We start from the raw sequence: 21,269 nt of genomic DNA, 5'->3' as shown, positions 1-21,269 counted from the left end.
GCGCCATCCTGCCGCCTTCCTGGGCAGTTCGGGCATATTCCCACACGAGCCGGGCACGACTATGATGGTGTTCCCACACCGGAGCGCCACGAGCCCACCATGGGACGGACACCCCGCCAGACCGCGATCGTCGACGCGCTCGCCAGCGCCGGCACCCTCGGCGTCAGCGACCTCGCCGACCGGCTCGCCGTCTCGGCGGAGACGATCCGACGCGACCTCAAGCTGCTCGCCGACGCCGGCACCGTCGTGAAGACCCACGGCCGCGCGGCGCTGTCGAGCCAGCGCGGCGAGGCGCCGTTCGACCGCCGGATGCGCGAGAACGCCGAGGCCAAGCGGGCGATCGCGGCGCTGGTCGCCGGTCTCGTCGAGGACGGCGACAGCGTCATGCTCGACACCGGGACGACCACGAGCTTCGTCGCCCGGGCGCTGCTCGCCCGCCGCCGTCTCACCGTGGTGACCAACTCGTCGGACGTCGCCCGCACCCTGTCGGTCGTCAACGACAACACGGTCTACATGGCCGGCGGCCGGCTCCGGGCCGACAACGGCGCCGCCTTCGGCGCGGCGGCGGTGGAGTTCGTCAAGCGCTTCCGCGTCCGCCACGCCATCGTGTCGACCGGCGCGATCGACGCCGAGGCCGGCGTCACCGACTACGATTTCGAGGAGGCCGAGTTCGGCCGCGAGGTGCTCGCCTGCGGCGACCGCCGCATCGTGGTGACCGACGCCAGCAAGTTCGGCCGGCGCGCCCTCGTCCGGGTCTGCGGCTTCGACGGCTTCGACACGCTGGCGACCGACGCGCTGCCGCCGCCGGACCTCGCCGCGCGGCTCGCCGAACACGGCGCGACGGTGCTGACGCCCCCGCAGGCCGCCGCGGCCGCGGCCGAGCCTCAGGCCCGACGCGCCACCTGAGCCGGCGACGCCAGCGCCGGACGGTAGCCGTCCAGCACCTCGTCGAGCGGGCGCGGGCGGTGGAACAGGTAGCCCTGGCCCCAGGCCACGCCGATCGTGCGCAACAGGTCCACCGTCTCGACGTCCTCGACGAACTCGGCGATCGTCTCGACCCCGAGTTCCATGCCGACTTCGTGGATCATGCGCACGATCGTCATGTCGTAGCGGCTGTCCTTCATGTTGCGCACGAAGGTGCCGTCGATCTTGATGGCGTCGACCGGGAAGCGCTTCAGGTAGGTGAAGGAGGAGACGCCCGAGCCGAAGTCGTCGAGGCTGACGCGGCAGCCGGCCGCGCGCGCCGCGGTAATGAAGCGTTCGGCGGCGACGAAATTGTTGATCACCGCGGTCTCGGTGATCTCGAGCACGAGGCGGGACGGGCAGAAGCCGGTGGCGGCGAGTTCGGCCGACAGGAAGTCCCAGAGCGTCGGATCGCTGAGCGAGTTGGCGGAGAGGTTCACCGCCACCGTCAGCCCCTCGACGGCCATGACGCGGGCGCCGTGCTCGCGCAGCGTGGTCGCGAGCACCCAGCGGTCGAGCGCGCCCATCAGGTCGAAGCGCTCGGCGGCCGGGATGAACACGTCGGGCGGCACCAGCGCGCCGTCCGGGCCGACCATGCGGGTCAGGATCTCGAGGCGCGGCGCGCGGGCGAGCGGCGCGGAGAGTTCGCGGATCTCCTGGGCGTAGAGCCGGAACATGCCGGCCTCGATGCTCTCGCGGATGCCGGCGACGATGTGCAGGTCGGAGAGGTGGCGGTGCGCCTCGCTGGCGTCCGGACGGTAGACCGAGACGCGGTCGCGGCCGCCGGCCTTGGAGGCGTAGCAGGCGACGTCGGCCTGGGCGAGCGCCTCGGCGACGCCGACGCTGCGGGCGTCGAGCGCGGTGACGCCGATCGAGGCGCCGAAGTTGTAGACGCGGTCGTTCCAGGAGAAGCGCAGCGAGCGCACGGCCTCGATGATGCGCGCGCCCTGGGCCTCGGCCTCGTCGATCCGGCAGTCGCGCAGCAGCACGGCGAACTCGTCGCCGCCGAGGCGGGCGACCACGTCGCCCGGCCGGACGACCGCGTGGACCACGCCGGCGATCTCGCGCAGCAGCGTGTCGCCGGCGGCGTGGCCGGCGGTGTCGTTGAGAACCTTGAAGCGGTCGAGGTCGACGAACAGCACGGCGTGACCGGGGCCGCCGGCCCGCGCCTCGGCCAGCGCCGCCTGCACGGCGCCCTCGAAGGCGGTGCGGTTCTTCAGGCCGGTCAGCGCGTCGTGGCTGGCGGCGTAGGCGAGGTCGCGCTGCAGGGCGCGCGCCGTGGTGACGTCCTGGAAGACGAGCACCACGCCGATCGTCTCGCCGCTCGCCGCACGCACGGGCGCGGCACTGTCGCGGACCGCGCGCGAGACGCCGTCGGGGCGAACCAGCTTGGCGGGGTGGCCCATCTCCACCGGCGCACCGCTGCGCAGCGCCTCGGCCGCCGAGGACGGCAGTTCCTCGCCACTGTCCTCGTGGACCGGGCGGTAGACCGTCGCGAGCGGGGCGCCGCGCACCATCGGCTCGATGTGGCCGGTGAGCGTCTCGGCGGCGAGGTTCATGAAGGTGACGTTGCCGGCGGTGTCGGTGCAGATCACCGCGTCGCCGATCGAATGCAGCGTGACGCGCAGCCGCTCCTTCTCCTCCGCGAGCGCGTCGGCGGTGAGGCGGATTTCGGTGACGTCCCAGTTGCAGCCGACCATCAGCGCGCCGCCGTCGGCGCGTTTCGTCATCTTGGCGAGGGTGCGGATGTAGCGCACTTCGCCGTCGCCGCGGACGATGCGGAACACGGTGTTGTAGGCGGCCCCGTGCTCCACCGCCGCGAAGAACAGGGCGAGCGTCGCCTCGCGGTCGTCCGGGTGCAGGCACGCCGACCAGACCTCGTGCGACGACGACCCGCCGGTGTCGATGCCGTAGAGCTGGTGCATGCGCTCGTCCCAGAACACCTCGCCGGTCGCGACGTCGTAGCTCCACAGCCCGACGCCGCCGGCCTCGGTGGCGAGGCGCATGCGCTCGTTGAGGATCGCGAGCTTCTCCTCGTTCTCCTTCTGGCGCGTGATGTCGGTGTGGGTTCCGACCATGCGCACCGGCCGCCCCTCGGAGTCGCGCTCGATGATGCGGCCGCGGTCGAGGATCCAGACCCAGCGGCCGTCGGCATGGCGCATCCGGCAGGTCGCCTCGAAGGAGGAGGTCAGACCGGCCTCGTGCTCGTGGACGCGCCGCACCACCTCGGCGCGGTCGTCCGGGTGGACCATGTCGGGCCAGTAGCGCCGGCCGGCCATGTCGGCCTCGGTGAAGCCGAGCAGCGCCGTCCAGGTCAGGGAATAGTGGTCCTTGCCGGTGAGATAGTCCTCCTCCCACACCCCCTGCCCGGCGCCTTCGAGGGCGAAGTTCCAAAGGGTCTGGACCCGGACGAGTTCGTCGACGGCGCGGCGCTGGGCGTCGATGTTCTCGATCTGCACCAAGAGATAGAGCGAGCGTGCGCCGGGGCGGCGGCGGATCGCGGAGGCGTGGACGCGGGCCCAGACCTCTGTGCCGTCGGGCCGGACGAGACGCAGGTCGCGGTGGGCCACCGGGTCGCGCGAGAAGGGAAACAGTCCGGGTAGCCAGTCCGGGTCGAGGTCGCCCTCCCGACAGAAGGCGTCGAGCCGCCGACCGACGATCTGCGCCTCCGTACGGCCGAACAGCGCGGCGCAGGCGGCGTTGACACGCATGAATGTGCCGTCGCGACCGATCATGCCGGCGGCGACCGCGCTGCCCTGGAAGGCCCGGCGGAGCTGTTCCGCACCGACGGCGAGGGCGCGCTTGTCGCGGCGGATGTGCTCGGCCAGCACCGCGATGCAGAAGGGCACGAAGGCGGCGACCGCGCCCGCCACCTGCAGGCCGCCGTCGAACGCTAGGGCCGCACTGCCGAGGCCGTGATAGGCGCCATGGACGCCGCCGAGCGCGAAGGCGGTGGCGACGGCCGAGCACAGGCCCGCGATCTGGATCGGCCGCATCCGGCTCGACGCCAGCGCCAGCGGGATCATCGCCGCCACGAAGGGGAAGCGCAGGTTCGGCACGGCGAAGACGACGAGCACCAGCGTCGCCGCCAACACCGCCATCGCCTCCATGAACTCGCGCAGCGCGTTGGCCCGGCCGAGCCGGATGATCGGCGGGAACAGCAGCACGGGCAGAACGGTCAGCGCGCCACCCGAGCCGGCCGTCCACCGTGACCACAGTGCCCCGCCGAAGCCCGCCTCGCCGAGGACGGCGAGCAGAGCGGCCCCGACGAGGGCGCCGACCATCGGACCGACGAACGCGACCGCCGCTGTCCGGCGCAACAGGCCGGCGATGTCGTGGGAGCGGATCGTCCGCCCGCCGTCCATGCCGAGCGCCATCGCCAGCGCGACGGCGACGCAGACGGCGTCGCCGATCCCGTCCGCGACCGCGCTCTCGAACGAGGCGGCGCCGGTGGCGAACACGACGGCGGGAATTGCGAAAAGGGTGATTGCGACCAGCGGGATGCGCAGGCGCGCCGGGGCCACGAGCCCGGCCGTGACCAGGACGGCGTCGGCGACCCAGACGTAGGCCCGCGCGCCCGGAACCGGTGCGATCGCGGGCACGGCAAGGGCGGCGATCACGGCCAGCAGCGCCACCGCGGCGGCGATCCTCGCGGATGCCGTCCGATCGGCACGCGCCGACACCGTTTCCGTCCCCTGCCCCGTCATGGTCGCCAAATCGCCTGCCCCCGGTCCGGTCATCGTGGTCGCCAAACGTTTCGCAGTCGTTGCAAATCGATGGATCCATGCGATTTTCCGAGATCGACGCCCGTTCGGAGGCGGCCGCTCCACGCGGCCGGTCCGCACGCCTTGACAGCGGGACCGGTGCACGCGTTCCATCGCCGTTCAATCGGGTGGTCCAGTTTCACGACATGCGCCTGCGCAACCTCGTCCTCACCACCGCGGCCGCCGTCTACGCGAGCGCCGCGGCCGCGGAAATCGTGCCGCGCGATCCGCCCGTGGCCGGCACCGTCGTCGCCGTGAAGCGGGGCGAACAGCTCGAGCTCGGCGAGCGGCCGGGCTGGATTCCCGTGGAGGTGCGCCAAGAGGTGCGCACCGGCGACGGCCTGCGCACCAACGCCGAGGGTCAGCTCGCCGTCCTGTTCGCCGACCAGACCCAGCTGCGCATCGGCCGTAACACCACGATGCGGATCAAGGAGCTCCGGCCGAACGGCGATTCGCGCTTCGACCTTTCCGGCGGCACCATCTGGGCGCGCGCGGCCCGCGGCGGCTCGGCGGTCACGGTCGAGACCCCGGCGGCGGCGGCGGCGATCCGCGGCACCGACTGGACGCTGACCGTCGGGCCGGACAGGCGGACGTCGCTGATCGTGCTCGAGGGCAAGGTCGAGCTCGCCAACGCGCAAGGCAGCGTGGTGGTGCAGCCCGGCGAGGCCGCGACCGTGGCGGTCGGCGAGGCGCCGACCAAGACGGTTGTGGTGCGCCCGGACGACCGCGAGCAGATGCTCTATTACATGCCGATCCGCTACGCCTTCCAGCTCCTGTCGGCGCACCCGGGCTCGACGCGGGAGCAGCGCGAGGAGCGGGCGCGGATCGACGCGATCCCGCCGGCGGCGCGCGGCGTCGCGGACGCCGTCGCGCGTGCCGAGATCGCCTTCGGCTTCGACAGCCGCGCCGACACCCGCGCCGCGGTCGCGGCCGCCCGCGCGCTGCGGCCGTCGCCGGCCGAGGCCGCCCGGCTCGACCTCGTCGAGGGCCTGCTCGCCGCCAACGAGGGCCGCTACGCCGCCGCCGCCGCGACGCTCCGCGCCGCCCAGCCGCGGCTCGACCCGAAGCGCCGCACCGTCGCGCTCTACGCTGCCCATTTCGCCGACACGCTCGCCCATCCCGACCGGCCGTCGACGCCGCCGGCCGGTTTCGACAGCCCCTATGCCGCCACGGCCGCCGCCTACGGCCTCGCCTTCCGCGAGGGCGTCCCGGCCGCGATCGACCTCCTGAAGGAGGCCGAGCGGCGCTGGCCGACCGATTCCTACCTGCCGGCGGCGCGTTCGCAGCTCGCGGCGGTGGTCGACGACCGCGCGCAGACCCGGGAGGCCTACGAGCGCGCGCTGGCGCTCGATCCGCAGGAGCCGATGGCGCTGGAATCGCGCAGCTACTACCGCAGCGCCTACGAGAGCGACCTTGCCGGTGCGCTCGCCGACGCCCGCGCCGCGGCGGCGATCCAGCCGGGATCGGCGTCGATCTGGAACGCGGTGTCGCTCGCCTACGACGACCGCGACGCCACGCGCGAGTCCGAGGCGGCGATCCGCCGGTCGATCGAACTCGACCCCGAGGATCCGCTCGGCCACGCCAACTACGCGCTGATGCTGCTCGAGCAGAACCGCATGGAGGAGGCCAGGGCCGAGATCGACCGCGCCCTCGCCCTCGATCCCGCCTTCGACGTCGCCTACGTGGCGCTCGGCCGCTGGTACTTGCAGAAGGGCGACATGCCCGCGGCGATCGAGGCGCTGCTGAAGGGCTCGACCGCCAACCCGACCTATTCGCAGGCGCTGCTTCTGCTCGCCGCCGCCTATTACCAGAACGACCAGGACGATCCCGCCTGGCAGGCGCTCGACAACGCCGACCGCCTCGACCCGAACGATCCCCTGCCCTCGATCGTGCGCTCCGGCTTCGCCATCGACGCCTACGAGGCGGACGTGGCGATCGCGGCGGCGCGCGAGGCGCTGAGGCGCTCGGAATCGCGCGGCGGCTGGTTCGCCACCCTCGGGGCCAACGCCGACGCGCTCTCCACCGTCGCCGACGCCATGCGCTTCGCCGGGCTGTCCGCCTGGGCCGACTACTACGGCGACCGCTCGTTCTCGCGCTTCGACTTCTCCGGCTACAACGACGCCGCCGCCGAGGGCAACGCCACCGCCTTCACCGACGCCCTCGCCCGCGGCGACCTCGCCCCCGACCGGGGCTCGGGCGAGGACGACTTCTCGATCCTGCTGCAGGGCCTGCTGCACGACCCGCTCGCGATCGGCGCCACGCTCCGGCGGCGCCAGTTGCTGCACGCGCCCTTCCTCGAGGCCGAGACGATCGGCGGCCTGACCTTCGGCGAGGGCCGCGGCTGGAGCAGCGAGACCAACATCCAGGCCTTCGCGCTGAAGCCGTTCCCGTTCGGCCTCAGCGCCAACCTCACGGTCGACCGTTTCGACGGCAACGACAGCAACGTCGACGATCGCCTGGGGTCGCTGTCGGTGATCCTCGGGGCGACGCCGACGCCCTACGACCGCGTCACCAGCTTCGTCACCGCCGGCCGCCAGCACGTCGCGACACCGGGCGTGTGGTGGTGGCCGACGCCGGACGACCTGATCCGCTCCGACGCCGTCCAGACCGGCACCACCTGGAGCCACACGATCGGCTGGCGCAACGTCGTCAACGCCGCGGTCACCTACGGCGACCGCACCGACCGGGCCAACCTGTTCGACGTCCCGACCGACGGCGAAGGCACGCTCGCCGACTTCGACGCCGAGGTCCGCCAGCGCGTCGTCCGTGGCAGCCTGCAGCACATGATCGGCGGCGACGCCTGGAGCTTCGTCTACGGCCTCGAGGGCGGCGGCGGTGACGAGCGCTCGGCGCTCTCGACCACCACGACGCCGCCGGGCGGCGACCCGAGCACGCAGAGCGGCGCGGAGACGCGCGACTTCTCCTTCGCCCGCGCCTACGGCAACCTGCGCTTCGAGCCGAACCGTGACCTGGCCTTCGAGGTCGGCCTCGACGGCACCTTCCACGACACCGGGATCGCCGAAAGCGACGGCGGCGGCCGCGACCAGGGCTTCGACCTCGGCCCGCGCGTCGGCGTCGCTTGGTCGTTCTACGAGGGCCAGTGGCTGCGCGCCTTCGCCGAGCGCGACGTCGACATGCCCGGCCTCGCCACCTTGGAGCCGATCGGCGCCGTCGGGCTGCGCCCCTACGACGCCCCGCTCGATTCCGGCGCCACCGCCGACACCGTCGGTGCGAAGTGGGAGGCCGAGTGGTCGGACAACCTGTTCACGGCGATCGAGTACCAGCACCAGTGGCTCGAGCGGCTGTCGATCACCAATCCCGGCACGCTCGAGACCTACACCGTCGCCGACGGCGAGGTCGACCGTCTGACCGCCTCGGCCAACCTGCTCCTCGGCCACGGCTTCGGCGCTTTCGCCACCCTGGCGCTCGCCCGCTCGGACGACGGCACCGGCGCCGACATCCCCTACGTGCCCGAGACGATGGCGCGGGTCGGCCTCGCCTACGTCGATCCGGCGCGCTGGCGGGTGACGCTGTCCGGCACCTACGTCGGCGAGCGCCTCGGCGACGACCTCGGCACCCGGCTCGACGAGGCCTTCACCGTCGACGCCAAGTTCCGCTACGAGCCCGACGGTGGCCGTTTTGTCTTCGACGTCGGCCTCTACAACATCCTCGACAAGCATTTCGACATCGCCCCCGACACGCCCGGCTGGGGCCGCACGGTCGAGGCGAAGCTGGCGGTCCGATTCTGATGGCGGCGCTGGCGGGTCCGCGCCGGCGCAGCGCCCTGGTCGCGACCCTCGTCGCCGTCACAACCGCCGCCGTGGTGGCGGTCTCGGCGAGCGGGCCGTTCCACCTGCTCGACGCCCGCCTCGTCGACTTCGCCGCCACGCTGCGTCCCGCCGCGCCGTCGCCGGACGTGGTGATCGTCGCGATCGACGAGCCGTCCTTCGCCGACGTCGGCGACCAGTGGCCGTGGCCGCGCGCCCTGCACGGCCGCCTCGTCCGGGCGCTGCGCACCGCGGGCGCGCGGGCGATCGGCTTCGACGTCGTCTTCGCCGAGGCCTCGAACGACCGCGACGACGAGGCCTTCGCCGCCGCCCTCGAGCCCGACGTGGTGCTCGGCGCCGACGAGAGCGTGGTCGAGACGCCCCAGGCCGACCAGATCCTGCGCACCGAACCGCTGCAGACGCTCACCGCCGCCGGCGCCCGTTCCGGCCTCGTCTCGGTGATGCTCGACGGCGACGGCGTGCTCCGGCGCGTGCCGCCCTTCGCCGACGGCTTCGCGCGCCGGCTGCTCGAGGCGGCCGGCGAGCGTCCGGCCGCCACCGCGCCCGGCGACCTGATCGCCCCGGTCGGTCCGGCGCGGACCTACCGCACCGTGTCCTACTATCAGGCGCTCGACCCGGCCGGCACGCTGCCGCCCGGCACCTTCCGCGACGCCATCGTGCTGGTCGGGCTCAGCCTCCAGGCGGTGCCGGACGTCAAGGCGTCGGGCACCGACGCCTTCGCGACCCCGTTCACGCCGCGCACCGGCCGCCTCGTGCCCGGCGTCGAGGTCCAGGCGGCGATCCTCGACACGCTCCGCCTCGACCGCGCGATCACCGCCACGCCGGCGAGCCTCGGCGTCGTCCTCACCGCCCTCGCCGCGCTCCTCGCCGGCCTCTCGGTCAGGGGCGGCACCCATCCGGCGGCGATCGTCGGCGGCGCCGCCTTCACCGCGGCCATGGTGGCCGGCGCGGGGCTGCTGCTGGCGTTCCGCCACGTCTGGGTGTCGCCGGTCTGCCCCGCCCTCGCCTTCACGACGGTGCTGACCGTCCAGGGCATCGCCGACTTCGCCGCCGAGCGCCGCCTCAGGCGCGACATCGTCCGCGCCTTCCGCCAGTATCTCGCGCCGGAACTGGTCGAGCGGCTCGCCGCCGAGCCGGCGGCGCTCCGGCTCGGCGGCGAGCGGCGCGAGCTGACGGTGCTCTTCTGCGACCTGCGCGGCTTCACCGGCATCGCCGAGCGGCTCAAGGACGAGCCGGAACGGCTGACGCAGCTCGTCAACCGGGTGCTCGATCCGCTCTCCGACGAGATCCTGAAGCGCGGCGGCACCATCGACAAGTACATGGGCGACTGCGTCATGGCATTCTGGAACGCCCCGCTGGAGGAGCCCGACCACGCCGGCCGCGCGGTCGAGGCGGCGCTCGCCATGGTCGAGGCGGTGGCGCGGCTGTCGGCGGCGATCGAGCGCGAGCCCGACGGTACCGGGCGGCCGATCGGTCCGCTCGCGGTCGGCGTCGGCGTCAACACCGGCGAGGCTGTGGTCGGCAACATGGGCTCGTCGGCACGCTTCGACTACACCGCGCTCGGCGACACCGTGAACACCGCCGCCCGCCTGCAGACGCTGACCCGGCGCTACGACGTTCCGATCCTGGTCGGCGACGCCACCCGTGCGGCCCTCGGCGAGCGCTTCGCCTTCACGGCCGTCGACAGCGTGGTCCCGCGCGGCCGGAGCGAGCCGGAGGCGGTGTGGGCTGTCACCCGTTCGGGGGTGGCGGAGGCGACGCATGGCGGGTAGGACTTGCGCTCACGCCGCAAATCGCCCATTCAACGGTCCGGTCCGAAACGTTCGACGAGTGGTGCCCGACCATGCCCGACGCCCTGCCCTTCCTGTTCTGCGTCGTCGTGCTCGCGGCCACCGGTGCCGCGACGGTGCGCAGCGTCCTGCCGAACGGCCCGACCTTCCACGACGACAAGCAGAAGCTCGAGGTCCTCGCCTGGGCCTTCGCCAGCGGCGCGGTGCTCTTGCTGGCGGCGATGGTCGCGGTCGGCGGCGAATTCGGGGGCTGACCGTCCTGGCGACGCGCGCGGCGATCGAGACGGCGCTGCGCCGCCTGGCGCCTGGTCTGCCCGCGCACGAGTTCTCCGTGGTCGCCGACCACGCCGTCGACAGTGCCGGCCTCGCCCGCGCCAAGCCCGAGACCGCCGCCTGGCTCTCGCTCGTCGCCTACGCCCGCCACGTCTTCACCGACTACGACAGCCTGCTCGACGAGGGCTACGACCGCGACGCCGCCCGCCATTTCGTGCGCGAGGACCTCGCGGCCGCGCTCGCCGGCTGGGGGGTCCGACGCCCCCTCGGCGACGACGATTCGACGACGGACACAAAAGACACGGGATGGTGAGCACCGGCGGGCTTCAGCGCGTGTCATTTTCATGGTGAACTCAGCATTGACGCGCATCTGGTCGAATACATAGCAGTGCCTTAATTTGATCACCGCAGGGGATCCCGACGGGGGGAGGACATGGCGCTGGGGGATGGATCGAACGAGACCGACCTGCCCGCGCTGAACCGTCGGCTCGCCGAGCTCGCCGCGGAGAACGATCGTTTGCGCGATTTCACGGTGACCGCGTTCCACGATCTCCAGGAACCCCTGCGCAAGATCGGCGCCTTCACCGACCTCCTGGAACAGGCGCTCGCCACCGACGACGCCGACGACGCCGCCTACGCCCTCGACGTGCTGCGCCGCTCGGCCCGGCAGGTGCAGCAACTCGTCAAGGACGTGCTGGCCTATTCGCGCAGCGCCCGCGGCGAGGTCCACCGCGAGCCGGTCGAACTGAAGCGGATCGTCGACGAGGTGCTGTCGGCGGTGTCGGGAACGGTGGTGGAGACCAGCGCGATCCTGTCGGTCTCGATCGAGCCGGCGACCGTGCGGGCCGACCGGCTGCAACTCTACCACCTCGTCCTGAACCTCGTGTCCAACAGCCTGAAGTTCTTCACGCCCGGCACCGAGCCCTATGTCGAGATCCGCTCGCGCCGCGCCGACGACGGCGGCGTCGTGCTCACCGTGCGCGATCGCGGCATCGGTTTCGAGCAGACCGCAGGCAGCGCGATCTTCGAGCCGTTCCGCCGCCTCAACCCGCGCAGCGCCTACACCGGCTCGGGCCTCGGCCTGTCGATCTGCAAGGCGATCGTCGAGCGCCACGGCTGGCGGATGGCGGTGGAATCCGCGCCCGGTGCCGGCGCCGCCTTCGAGATCCGCTTTCCGCCCGAGGCCGCTCCGGCGGGCGGCTGACCGCGGAATCCGTCAGGCGCCCGGGTCCGTTCTCTGCGGCCGGTCGACGTGGCCGAGGTCGCGGTCCGGGGCGATGGCGTCGCGCACGCGCTGCTTCAGGGCCTTGACGTCCGGGAAGCCGCCGTCGCGCACGCGCTCCCAGACGAGTTCGCCGTCGACCTCGATCCAGAAGGCGCCGCCGGTGGCCGGACGCAGCGCGACCTCCCCGAGTTCCTCGCCGAAGGTCGACAGCAGTTCCTGCGCCATCCAGCCGGCGCGCAGCAGCCAGTTGCACTGCCGGCAATAGGTGATCGCCACCCGCGGCCGCGGCGCCGCCGCGTCGTCGCTGGCGGTCACGAGCGCGCCCTGAGCGAGACCAGCCGCGCGCGGTCTACCACGGAGCGGTCGATCAGGCGGCCGTCACGGTCGCGCGGCGAGTGGCCGGAGACGCGGGCGGCGAGCTGTTCGTCGATGCCGTCGGCCCAGGCGATCTCGTCCTCGCTGGAGCGGAACACCTTGTTCGCCACCGGCGCCTGCGCCAGGGCCGAGCAGAGCACGCCCGAGAAGCCGAGCGCGCGGCCGTGGATGCAGAGCGAGCGGAAGCGCTCGCTGGCGTCGCCGCCGCGCACCGCGCCGGGCAGGCCGAGGGCGCAGCGGCCGGCGGCGCGGGCGCCGAGCACCACCTGCTGACCCGGCATGGCGAGCCCGACCGGTTCGGGCGCGATGCCGAGGTCCTCGGCGAAGGCGTCGCCGTCGAAGGCGAGCGCCATCACGCGCATGTCGCAGCCGCCGAGCGTCGCGGCGGCGACGACGCCGCGCGCGGTCTGGATCAGCGGCACGAGGCCGGCGTCGCTCGGACGGCGGGCGGCGCGGACGATCGAGGCGAGCGTCTGGATCTGCTGCGGATCCTCCGCCCGCGGTAGCACCCAGGCGTCGATCGCGAGGTCGGTGAACATCCTCAGTTCGTTGGTCGCCTCGAGGCCGGGAGTCAGGCGGACCAGCACGACGGTCTCGCGGCCCTTCAGCATCTGCACGACGTCGGGCAGCGCGGCGACGGCGGCGCGGTGCAGGTCGGAGGTCGCCTCGCCCTCGAGGTCGAGCAGGATGGCGTCGGCGCCGCGGCCCATGACCTTCTCGACGAGGTCGGGCCGCGCCGCCGAGACGGCGACGACGGATCGGAGGGGTTCGATTGCGTTCACGGGCGATCTCGCTCCTGGCGGGGCGCGCGGGGGCCCCATCGTGGGATCAATCTAAGCGAAACGCCGTAACCGTTCGCCTAACGGCTCAGGCCGCGACCATGGCGGCGAGCTTGTCGCCGATCGCCCGCCCGAGCGCGACTTGCGCCTCGGCGTCGAGGTGGATGCCGTCGACCGGGCTCGACGCCACCACCGCGCCGGCGTCGAGGAAGTCGACGCCGTGTCGGGCGGCGACCGCGGCGTAGGCGGCGGCGAACCCGCGCGACGTCTCCTCGCCGCCCGCGAACATCTCGGCGAGCCAGCCGAGTGTCGTCAGCGGCGCCGGCGCGACCAGCAGGATCTTCGGAACGCCGTACGCCTTCGCGATCGCCACCAGCCGGCCGGCGCCGGCGGCGATGTCGCTGGCGGGCAGGCCGAAGCGGGCCTTGAGGTCGTTGGTGCCGAGGACGATCACCACGCCGGCGAGCGGGGCGTGGGTCTCGAGCGCCACCGGGAAGAAGGTCTCGCCGTTCTTGTGACGGCCCTCGATCGGATCGTCGAGGCAGGTGGTGCGGCCGTTGAGGCCCTCGGCGGCGATCGCGAAGCCGGGCCCCAGCCGGGCGGCGGCGACCGTCGGCCAGCGCACCTCGATCGGGAAGCGGCGGCCGTCGTCCGGACCGTTCATCGGCACGCAGCCCCAGGTGTTGCTGTCGCCATAGGCGAGGATCGTCTTCGGGTCGGCCATGGTCGCGCGTCTCCTCCGGCGGGCGCCGTCCTCGCGGCGCTCCGATCCCGCCCTAGCACGTTTTCCCGTTCCGCGGCGCCCCGCCGCGGTGTATGGCGGACCGATACCCGCCACCGCCGCGCCGTCCGGCCCGGCCCATCCGGACACTCGCACATGACAACGGACGTCGTCGTCTTCGGCGCGGGCATCGTCGGCGTCTCGGCCGCGCTGCATCTCCAGGCGCGCGGCCGCAGTGTGCTCCTCGTCGACCGCACCGGCGTCGCCGCCGAGACCAGCTCCGGCAACGCCGGGCTGATCGAGCGGTCGAGCGTGATCCCCTACGCCTTCCCGCGCGATCCGGCCGCGCTGGTCGGCTACGCCCTCGGCCGCCGGATCGACGGGCGCTACGACCCGGCCTTCCTGCCGAAGATCGGCGGCTGGCTGTTCTCCTACTGGCGCCACTCCGCCCCGGCCCGCCTCGCCGAGGCCGCCGCGGCGATGCTGCCGCTGATCGAGCGTTCGGTCGCCGAGCACGACGCCCTCGCCGCCGACGCCGGCACGCTCCCGACCATGCGGCGGACCGGCTGGATCGAGGGCTACCGCTCGCCGGCGAGCCTCGCGGACGCCGTCGCCGAGGCGCGCGCGCTCGAGCGCCACGGCCTCGCCTTCGACGTCATGGATCCCGCCGCCTTGAAGGCGGCCGAACCGCAGCTGAAGGACGCCTTCGTCGGCGGCATCCACTGGCGCGACCCGGTCAGCGTGCCGGATCCGGCCGCGGCGACGCGCGCCTACGCCGACCTGTTCCTCGCCCGCGGCGGCCGCTTTTCCCGCGGCGACGCCCGCAGCCTCGCCGTCGGGCGCGGCGATGTCCGGTTCGAGACCGACGACGGTCCGGGCCTCGCCGGCGCCGCTGTGGTGGCGCTCGGGCCGTGGTCGAACGACGTCTTCGCCGCGCTCGGCTATCGCTTCCCGCTCGCCGTCAAGCGCGGCTACCACATGCACTACGCCCCGGCCGCCGCGCCCGGCCTCGTCCGCCCGGTGCTCGACGCCGACGTCGGCTACGTGCTGGCGCCGATGACGCGCGGCATCCGCCTGACCACCGGCGTCGAGTTCGCCGACCGCGACGCTCCGCCGGATTACCGCCAGCTCGAGCGCTGCGAGCCGCGCGCCCGCGAGGTCGTCGGCCTCGGCGCCCGGGTCGACGCGACGCCCTGGCTCGGCCGCCGCCCCGCCCTGCCCGACATGCGGCCGGTGATCGGCGAGGCGCCGCGCCACGCCGGGCTGTGGTTCGCCTTCGGCCACGCCCACCACGGCTTCACCCTCGGACCGGTCACCGGCCGCCTGCTCGCGGAGATGATGACCGGCGGGCCGACGGTGGTCGACCCCGCCCCCTACGCGCCGTCCCGGTTCGGGCGCTGAAGGCGCCTCACCCGATCGTGCGGGCGACGACGTCCAGCCAATTGTCGCAGGCGATCCGGCGGATCAGCGTCTCGCCGTAGCCGTGGGCGCGCATGGCCTCGATCAGCACCGGCAGGCCGGCGACGGTGCCGATCGCTTCCGGCACCTCGGCGCCGTCGAAGTCGGAGCCGAAGGCGACGCCGTGCTCGCCGAGCCGCGCCAGCAGCGCGTCGAGGTGACGGAGCATCCAGTCGAGCGAGGTCGCGGTCGACATCCGGCCGTCGCCGCGCAGGAAGGACGTCGCGAAGTTGAGCCCGACGACGCCGCGGCGTTCGGCGATGGCGTCGAGCTGGCGGTCGGTCAGGTTGCGCGCGGTCGGCGTCACGGCGTGCACGTTGGAATGGGTCGCGACCAGCGGCGCGTCGGAGAGCGCGGCGACGTCCCAGAAGCCCTTCTCGTTCATGTGGCTGAGATCGACCAGGATCTTCAAGCGGTTGCAGGCGCGCACCAGCCGCTTGCCGGCGTCGGTGAGGCCGGGGCCGGTGTCGGGCGAGGAGGGAAAGCGGAACGGCACGCCGTGGCCGAAGATGTTCGGCCGGCTCCACACCGGCCCGAGCGAGCGCAGTCCGGCGGCGTGCAGCACGTCGAGCATGGCGAGGTCCGGGTCGATCGCCTCGGCGCCCTCCACGTGCAGGATCACGGCGAGCGCGCCGTCGGCGATGGCCGTGCGCAGCGCCGCGCCGTCGCGGCAGATCCGGACCCGCCCGGCCGACTCGCGCTCGATCCGCAGCATCAGCGACACCATCGCCAGCGTCGAGACGCGCGCCTCGCCGATCGCCAGCGGCTCGGGCAGCGGCACGTCGAGGCCGTCGGGCGTCTCGAAGGCGGTGAAGTCGAGCGAGGCCGGCGACGGCGGGAAGATCGCGAAGAAGCCGCCGACGAAGCCGCCGGCACGGGCGCGCGGCAGGTCGAGCTGGCCATCGGCGGTGCCGTCGAGGAAGGCGATCTCGCCGGCGGGGGCGCGCCGGCCGCAGAGACGGAGGAGGACGTCGTTGTGGCCGTCGAAGACGGGGACGAGATCGGTCATCGGTGGAAAACTCGGGGCCGCTGTTCCGGAAGGGGACGGGCCGGCGACGGCTGCGCCGGCGGGGGATCGGCAAGGTGGCACGGGAGCGCCCCCGCCGGGAAGCCGCAAAAGCGAGGGGCCGTCGCGACCGTTGATTGCACGCGGAAAGCGTGCGATGCTCGACGTACACAGTCTCGGAGCCGTGCCGGGCCTTCGGGGGGAGACGGCCGATGCGCGTGATGTCGGACGCCGGGTTGCGCGAGCTGATCGGCCACGAGGCGATCGTGCTGACGCGCTACCGCGACAGCAAGGGGATCTGGACCGTCGGGGTCGGCCACACCGCGGCCGCCGGGCCGCCCGACCCGGCGACGGTGACGGCGCCGATGAGCCTCGCCGCCGTCAGCGCCCTGTTCCGCCACGACGTCGCCCGCTACGAGGCCGACGTCCGCGCCGCCGTGACCGTGCCGGTGAGCGCCACCGAATTCGACGCCCTCGTCTCGTTCCATTTCAACACCGGCGGCATCGGCCGTGCCGAACTCGTCGACGCCCTCAACGCCGGCGACCGCGCCCGCGCCGCCGACCTCTTCATGAACTGGCGCAAGCCGCCCGAGATCGTGCCGCGCCGCCAGAAGGAACAGCGCCTCTTCCGCGAGGGCCTCTACTCGAACGGCGGCCGCGCCACGGTCTACCCCGCCGACGCGGAGGGACGGGTGCAGTGGAGCGCCGGGCGGGAGGTGGTGCTCGCGGACGGGGTGATATGAGCGGCCGGGGCGATCGGCGGGGGCCGGTCGGGGCATTCGAGCGACGGCGGCAAGACGTGGGAGGGACGTCATGGATCTGCTGAAATGGTTCACGTTATCTTCGTCCCGCGTGACCGCGCAGGACAACCAGTTGGCCCTCTGGGAGGCCTACCGGATCCAGCTCTCCGTTCTCAACGACGCGCACAATTCCTCCGATGCGTCCAAGAACAGGAACGGCCTTCCCAAAGACGGCAAGATCGACGCGCTGATCGCCGACAGGGCCGCCGACGGCGGCAAGTCGCCGGAACGGACCTGGGAACGTCTCTACGAGGCCGAGCAGCGGCTCGGGCGCTACATTCCGGACAAGCTCGTCACCTCGGAAGCCACGAAGCGCTTCGTCGAAGCGGCGAAGCTCGGCGTCACGTCGCACGAGGAATTGAAGAAGGCCTACCTCGCGGACACGACGCCGGACGGCCGGCGCGCCGTCTACCTTTCGCTACTCGACGACCTCCACTTCCGCTATATCAAGCGCGGCCTCGATCGGAGGATGCGCCGGATCGCCGCCAAGCGCATGAACAATTTCGGAGCCGTCCTGTTGGCGATCCTGATCGTGGTCGTCGTCGCCTTCATGTGCGTCGAGGACAAAGGCGTCGCCACCTGGCACATACCGGCCGTGATCTACTTCGGAGCGCTCGGAGCCTTCTTTTCCCGGATCGCCTCGTTCCAGGCCAAGGCCGCGACCCTCGACTACGACCTCATCGAGCAGGACTTCGCCGCCTGGGCGATCACGGTAAGATTGTTCATCGGATCCATCGCGGCTGCGATCCTCTACCTCCTCGTCGTCTCGAAGCTGATCGGCGGCGAACTCTTCCCCACCGCGCCTGAGAAGCTGGCCTTCGTCTTCAAGGACCTCGGTTACAATCTCCCGACCTTCGACTTCGCCAAGCTCCTGGTCTGGAGTTTCGTCGCCGGCTTCTCCGAACGGCTGCTGCCGGACCAGCTGACGCGACTGGAGGCGTCGACGCAGGCCGCGAAATGAACCCTCACCGCAGGAACCGCCCCCGCTCCGCCCGGATGCGCTCGGTGAGGAAGCGGCGGACCACCGCGACGCGGCGGAGGTCGTGGGTGTCGGGGTGGGTGAGCAGGAAGTAGCTGCGGCGGAACTGCACCTCGGGCAGCACGCGGACGAGGTCCGGGTGGTCGGCGGCGGCGAAGTCGTGGAGGATGCCGATGCCGGCGCCGGCACGGACCGCTTCCAGCTGACCGACCACGCCGGCGCAGCGGAACTGCCGGCGGGCGCGGCTGCCGAGCGTCGCGCCGTAGTCGAGAGCGGCGGTGTAGACGAAGTCGTCGACGCCGGTGACGACGACGTGGCCGGAAAGGTCGTCGAGCCCGGCCGGCGTGCCGGCGGCGCCGAGATAGGACCCCGCCGCGTAGACCGACAGCGTGTAGTCGGTCAGGCGCGCCACCACCGCCCGGCCCTCGGCCGGCGCGTCGAGGGCGATGGCGACGTCGGCCTCGCGGCGCGACAGCGAGAACACCCTGGGCAGCGGCACCAGTTCGACCACGAGGTCCGGGTGGTCGCGGGCGAGCTCGCCGAGGATGCGGGCGAGCACCAGCGTGCCGAGGCCGTCCGGCGCGCCGACGCGGACGGTGCCGGCCACCGCCGCCGCGTCGCGAGTCAGGGCCGAGGCGGCGTTCAGCGCCTCCGTCTCGATGCGCTCGGCATAGGGCAGCAGCCGCTCGCCGGCCTCGGTCAGCACCGAGCCGGCGGGACCGCGGTCGAACAGCGGGGCGCCGAGATCCGTCTCCAGCGCGTCCAGGCGGCGGGCGACGGTGGCATGGTTGAGGCCGAGCCGGCGCGCGGCGCCGAGCACCTGTCCCTCGCGGGCGACCGCCAGGAAGACGGCGAGGTTGTTCCAGTCCATCGCCGGTGCCTCGTTCTACGATCCACGCACAATTGATCCGCAGAATAGCACGTTGCTGTGCACCGAATGAAGCGCGACAACGCTCGCCATCACGGCCGCCGGCAGGGCGCGCCGAAGCGGGAGAGCGGCGATGGTCAAGGCGATCGATCACTACGTCAACGGCCGGCGCGTGGCCGGCAACGGTGGGCGCGAGGCGCCGGTGTTCGACCCGGCGACCGGCGAGCGCACCGGCACGGTGCCGCTGGCGTCCACGGCCGAGGTGGCCGGCGTGGTCGCCGCCGCCAAGGCGGCCTTCCCGGGCTGGGCGGCGACGACGCCGCTGCGCCGCGCCCGCATCCTCAACCGCTTCCTGCGCATCCTCGAGGAGCGTGCCGGCGAACTCGCCGCCGCGATCACCGCCGAGCACGGCAAGGTGCTGTCCGACGCGCTCGGCGAGGTGCAGCGCGGCATGGAGGTGGTGGAGTTCGCCACCGGCATCCCGCAGCTCCTCAAGGGCGAGGTCACCGAGAACGTCGGCACCCGGGTCGACAGCCACTCGATGCGCCAGCCGCTCGGCGTCGTCGCCGGCATCACGCCGTTCAACTTCCCGGCGATGGTGCCGATGTGGATGTTCCCGGTGGCGCTCGCCTGCGGCAACTGCTTCGTGCTGAAGCCGTCCGAGCGCGATCCCTCCGCCTCGCTTCTGATCGCCGACTGGCTGACCGAGGCCGGCCTGCCCGCCGGCGTCTTCAACGTCGTCCACGGCGACAAGGAGGCGGTCGACGCGCTCCTGATCGACCCGGACGTCCAGGCGATCTCCTTCGTCGGCTCGACCCCGATCGCCCGCTATATCTACGCCACCGCCGCCGCGCACGGAAAGCGCGCCCAGGCGCTCGGCGGCGCCAAGAACCACATGATCGTCATGCCCGACGCCGATCTCGACCAGGCCGTCGACGCCCTGATGGGCGCCGCCTACGGCTCGGCCGGCGAGCGCTGCATGGCGATCTCGGTGGCGGTGCCGGTCGGCGAGGAGACCGCCGACGCGCTGGTCGCCAAGCTGGAGCCGCGGGTGCGCGCGCTCAAGATCGGCCCGGGCACCGATCCCGAGGCGGAGATGGGCCCGCTCGTCACCCGCCAGCACCTCGACCGCGTCCGCGGCTACGTCGACGCCGGCGTCGCCGAGGGCGCCGAACTGGTGGTCGACGGCCGCGGCTTCAAGATGCAGGGCTACGAGGACGGTTACTTCATCGGCGGCACCCTGTTCGACCGGGTCACCACCGACATGAAGATCTACCGCGAGGAGATCTTCGGGCCGGTGCTCTCGGTCGCCCGCGCCGACAGCTTCGAGACCGCCGCGCGCTGGATCAACGAGCACGAGTTCGGCAACGGCACCGCCATCTTCACCCGCGACGGCGACGCCGCCCGCGAGTTCGCGCACCAGATCCAGGTCGGCATGGTCGGCGTCAACGTGCCGATCCCGGTGCCGATGGCGTTCCACTCCTTCGGCGGTTGGAAGGCGTCGCTGTTCGGCGACCACCACATGCACGGTCCCGAAGGCGTCCGCTTCTACACCCGGCTGAAGACGATCACGAGCCGCTGGCCGACCGGTATCCGCGCCGGCGCCGATTTCGTGATGCCGACGATGAAGTGATACGGGTCGACCGGACCGGCGACCGGGGCGGGCCGCGGCGGACGACGCCGCGGCCCGCCCCGTGTTGGCGATCGGTTGTCGGTCGGTTGACGAATGGTTGGCAATGGCGGCGGCGACGGCTAAAGGGATCGCCGATCCGTCCACCCGTCCCCAACCGCGCGAGGGCCCCATGGCCGAGCTTCCCGACCGTCTCTCCTCCGATCCGTCGAGCCCGTTCCACGATTCCGAGCTGTTGCAGCGCGGCGTCGGCATCCGCTTCAACGGCACCGAGAAGACCAACGTCGAGGAATACTGCGTCAGCGAGGGCTGGATCCGCGTCGCCGCTGGCACCGCCCGCGACCGCCGCGGCAACCCCTTGACGCTGAAGCTGAAAGGCCGGGTCGAGCCCTATTTGAAGGACAGCGCCGACGAGGCCTGACCCGGACCTGCGGGATGCGGGTGGTCGCCGGCGAGCGCCTCGATCACCCGGCAATCCGCCACCGTGCCGGCACAGCAACCGGCGATCATCCGTTCGAGTTCGGCCTTCAGCGCGGTCAGCCGCGCGATCCTGGCCTCGACGTCGCGGAGCCGGACCCTCGCGATCGAATCGGCCGGCGAACAGGACTGGCCGGGATCGTCCTGGAGGTCGAGCAGCGTGCGGATCGCGTCGACCTCGAAGCCGAGCTCGCGGGCGTGGCGGATGAACGCCAGCCTTTTCAAATGCTTGTCGCCGTAGAGCCGGCGATTGCCCTCCGTGCGCGGGGGCTCGGGCAGGAGCCCGACCTCCTCGTAGTAGCGGATGGTCGGCACCTTCACCCCGCTCACGCGTGCGGCCTCGCCGATCGGAACCGGGCCTGTCATTTTCGGT

18 protein-coding genes are annotated in these 21,269 nt (G+C 72.6%); 11 read left to right on the top strand and 7 right to left on the bottom strand.

What is annotated here, in order from left to right; all coding sequences use genetic code 11:
* Positions 1-99 precede the first annotated feature (99 nt).
* Entirely contained in the window at positions 100-906 is an 807-nt protein-coding gene (locus EDD54_RS00790) for a DeoR/GlpR family DNA-binding transcription regulator (protein ID WP_126537483.1), read from the top strand.
* Here EDD54_RS00790 and EDD54_RS00785 read toward each other — a convergent pair.
* The gene (locus EDD54_RS00785; protein WP_126537484.1) at positions 885-4,598 is read right to left on the bottom strand and encodes an EAL domain-containing protein; all 3,714 of its coding nucleotides are present in this window, start codon (positions 4,596-4,598) and stop codon (positions 885-887) included. The two genes, EDD54_RS00790 and EDD54_RS00785, sit on opposite strands and share 22 nt — an antisense overlap.
* 257 nt (positions 4,599-4,855) lie before the next feature.
* Here EDD54_RS00785 and EDD54_RS00780 point away from each other — a divergent pair, with 257 nt between their 5' ends.
* From EDD54_RS00780 to EDD54_RS00765, 5 genes are all read left to right on the top strand, one after another.
* On the top strand, positions 4,856-8,476 hold the full coding sequence (locus EDD54_RS00780; protein ID WP_126537486.1) for a FecR domain-containing protein: 3,621 nt from the start codon (positions 4,856-4,858) through the stop codon (positions 8,474-8,476).
* Complete coding sequence (locus EDD54_RS00775) at positions 8,476-10,287, top strand: CHASE2 domain-containing protein (protein WP_126537488.1); 1,812 nt, start codon at positions 8,476-8,478, stop codon at positions 10,285-10,287. Before EDD54_RS00780 ends, EDD54_RS00775 begins: the two co-directional genes overlap by 1 nt.
* A 71-nt stretch (positions 10,288-10,358) precedes the next feature.
* Entirely contained in the window at positions 10,359-10,559 is a 201-nt protein-coding gene (locus tag EDD54_RS23325) for a hypothetical protein (protein WP_245515703.1), read from the top strand.
* A 5-nt stretch (positions 10,560-10,564) separates the two neighbouring features.
* Positions 10,565-10,891, top strand: a complete 327-nt coding sequence (locus EDD54_RS23320; protein ID WP_425374986.1) for a DUF2293 domain-containing protein — start codon at positions 10,565-10,567, stop codon at positions 10,889-10,891.
* A gap of 120 nt (positions 10,892-11,011) precedes the next feature.
* The gene (locus EDD54_RS00765) at positions 11,012-11,782 is read left to right on the top strand and encodes a sensor histidine kinase (protein WP_126537492.1); all 771 of its coding nucleotides are present in this window, start codon (positions 11,012-11,014) and stop codon (positions 11,780-11,782) included.
* 12 nt (positions 11,783-11,794) lie between these two features.
* Here EDD54_RS00765 and EDD54_RS00760 read toward each other — a convergent pair whose 3' ends face one another.
* From EDD54_RS00760 to EDD54_RS00750, 3 genes are all read right to left on the bottom strand, one after another.
* Positions 11,795-12,118, bottom strand: a complete 324-nt coding sequence (locus tag EDD54_RS00760; protein WP_126537494.1) for an Rdx family protein — start codon at positions 12,116-12,118, stop codon at positions 11,795-11,797.
* Positions 12,115-12,960 carry an HpcH/HpaI aldolase/citrate lyase family protein gene (locus EDD54_RS00755; RefSeq protein WP_166653417.1) on the bottom strand — a complete coding sequence of 282 codons (846 nt, stop codon included), beginning with the start codon at positions 12,958-12,960 and terminating at the stop codon, positions 12,115-12,117. The genes EDD54_RS00760 and EDD54_RS00755 overlap by 4 nt, the downstream gene beginning before the upstream one ends.
* A gap of 85 nt (positions 12,961-13,045) precedes the next feature.
* On the bottom strand, positions 13,046-13,681 hold the full coding sequence (locus EDD54_RS00750) for an SGNH/GDSL hydrolase family protein (protein ID WP_126537498.1): 636 nt from the start codon (positions 13,679-13,681) through the stop codon (positions 13,046-13,048).
* Positions 13,682-13,834: 153 nt separating this feature from the next.
* On the opposite strand from EDD54_RS00750, the gene EDD54_RS00745 reads away from it, so the two are divergent.
* Complete coding sequence (locus tag EDD54_RS00745; RefSeq protein ID WP_126537500.1) at positions 13,835-15,079, top strand: NAD(P)/FAD-dependent oxidoreductase; 1,245 nt, start codon at positions 13,835-13,837, stop codon at positions 15,077-15,079.
* Between the two features lie 7 nt (positions 15,080-15,086).
* On the opposite strand, the gene EDD54_RS00740 is transcribed toward EDD54_RS00745, so the two are convergent.
* Positions 15,087-16,145, bottom strand: a complete 1,059-nt coding sequence (locus tag EDD54_RS00740) for a dipeptidase (RefSeq protein WP_126537502.1) — start codon at positions 16,143-16,145, stop codon at positions 15,087-15,089.
* Positions 16,146-16,354: 209 nt separating this feature from the next.
* Between EDD54_RS00740 and EDD54_RS00735 the strand changes: the two genes are divergently transcribed.
* A complete protein-coding gene (locus tag EDD54_RS00735; RefSeq protein WP_126537504.1) occupies positions 16,355-16,885 on the top strand; it encodes a lysozyme in 531 nt (176 codons plus the stop codon).
* Positions 16,886-16,955: 70 nt separating this feature from the next.
* Complete coding sequence (locus tag EDD54_RS00730) at positions 16,956-17,903, top strand: hypothetical protein (RefSeq protein WP_126537506.1); 948 nt, start codon at positions 16,956-16,958, stop codon at positions 17,901-17,903.
* A 4-nt stretch (positions 17,904-17,907) separates the two neighbouring features.
* Here the strand turns inward: EDD54_RS00730 and EDD54_RS00725 are convergent, their stop codons facing one another.
* The gene (locus tag EDD54_RS00725) at positions 17,908-18,792 is read right to left on the bottom strand and encodes a LysR family transcriptional regulator (protein ID WP_126537508.1); all 885 of its coding nucleotides are present in this window, start codon (positions 18,790-18,792) and stop codon (positions 17,908-17,910) included.
* A gap of 130 nt (positions 18,793-18,922) precedes the next feature.
* Here EDD54_RS00725 and EDD54_RS00720 point away from each other — a divergent pair, with 130 nt between their 5' ends.
* Together EDD54_RS00720 and EDD54_RS00715 are read left to right on the top strand one after the other, a co-directional pair.
* The gene (locus tag EDD54_RS00720; protein ID WP_126537510.1) at positions 18,923-20,422 is read left to right on the top strand and encodes a CoA-acylating methylmalonate-semialdehyde dehydrogenase; all 1,500 of its coding nucleotides are present in this window, start codon (positions 18,923-18,925) and stop codon (positions 20,420-20,422) included.
* Between the two features lie 169 nt (positions 20,423-20,591).
* Positions 20,592-20,840, top strand: a complete 249-nt coding sequence (locus EDD54_RS00715) for a DUF3297 family protein (RefSeq protein WP_126537512.1) — start codon at positions 20,592-20,594, stop codon at positions 20,838-20,840.
* Here the strand turns inward: EDD54_RS00715 and EDD54_RS00710 are convergent.
* Positions 20,810-21,262, bottom strand: coding sequence for a MerR family transcriptional regulator (locus tag EDD54_RS00710; RefSeq protein WP_126537514.1), 453 nt, complete (start codon positions 21,260-21,262; stop codon positions 20,810-20,812). The genes EDD54_RS00715 and EDD54_RS00710 overlap by 31 nt on opposite strands.
* Positions 21,263-21,269: the final 7 nt, after the last annotated feature.

Origin of the sequence: Oharaeibacter diazotrophicus (genome assembly GCF_004362745.1) — a bacterium.
In the GTDB taxonomy this organism is placed as follows: Bacteria; Pseudomonadota; Alphaproteobacteria; order Rhizobiales; family Pleomorphomonadaceae; genus Oharaeibacter; species Oharaeibacter diazotrophicus.
This window is presented reverse-complemented; position numbering and strand designations above follow the sequence as displayed.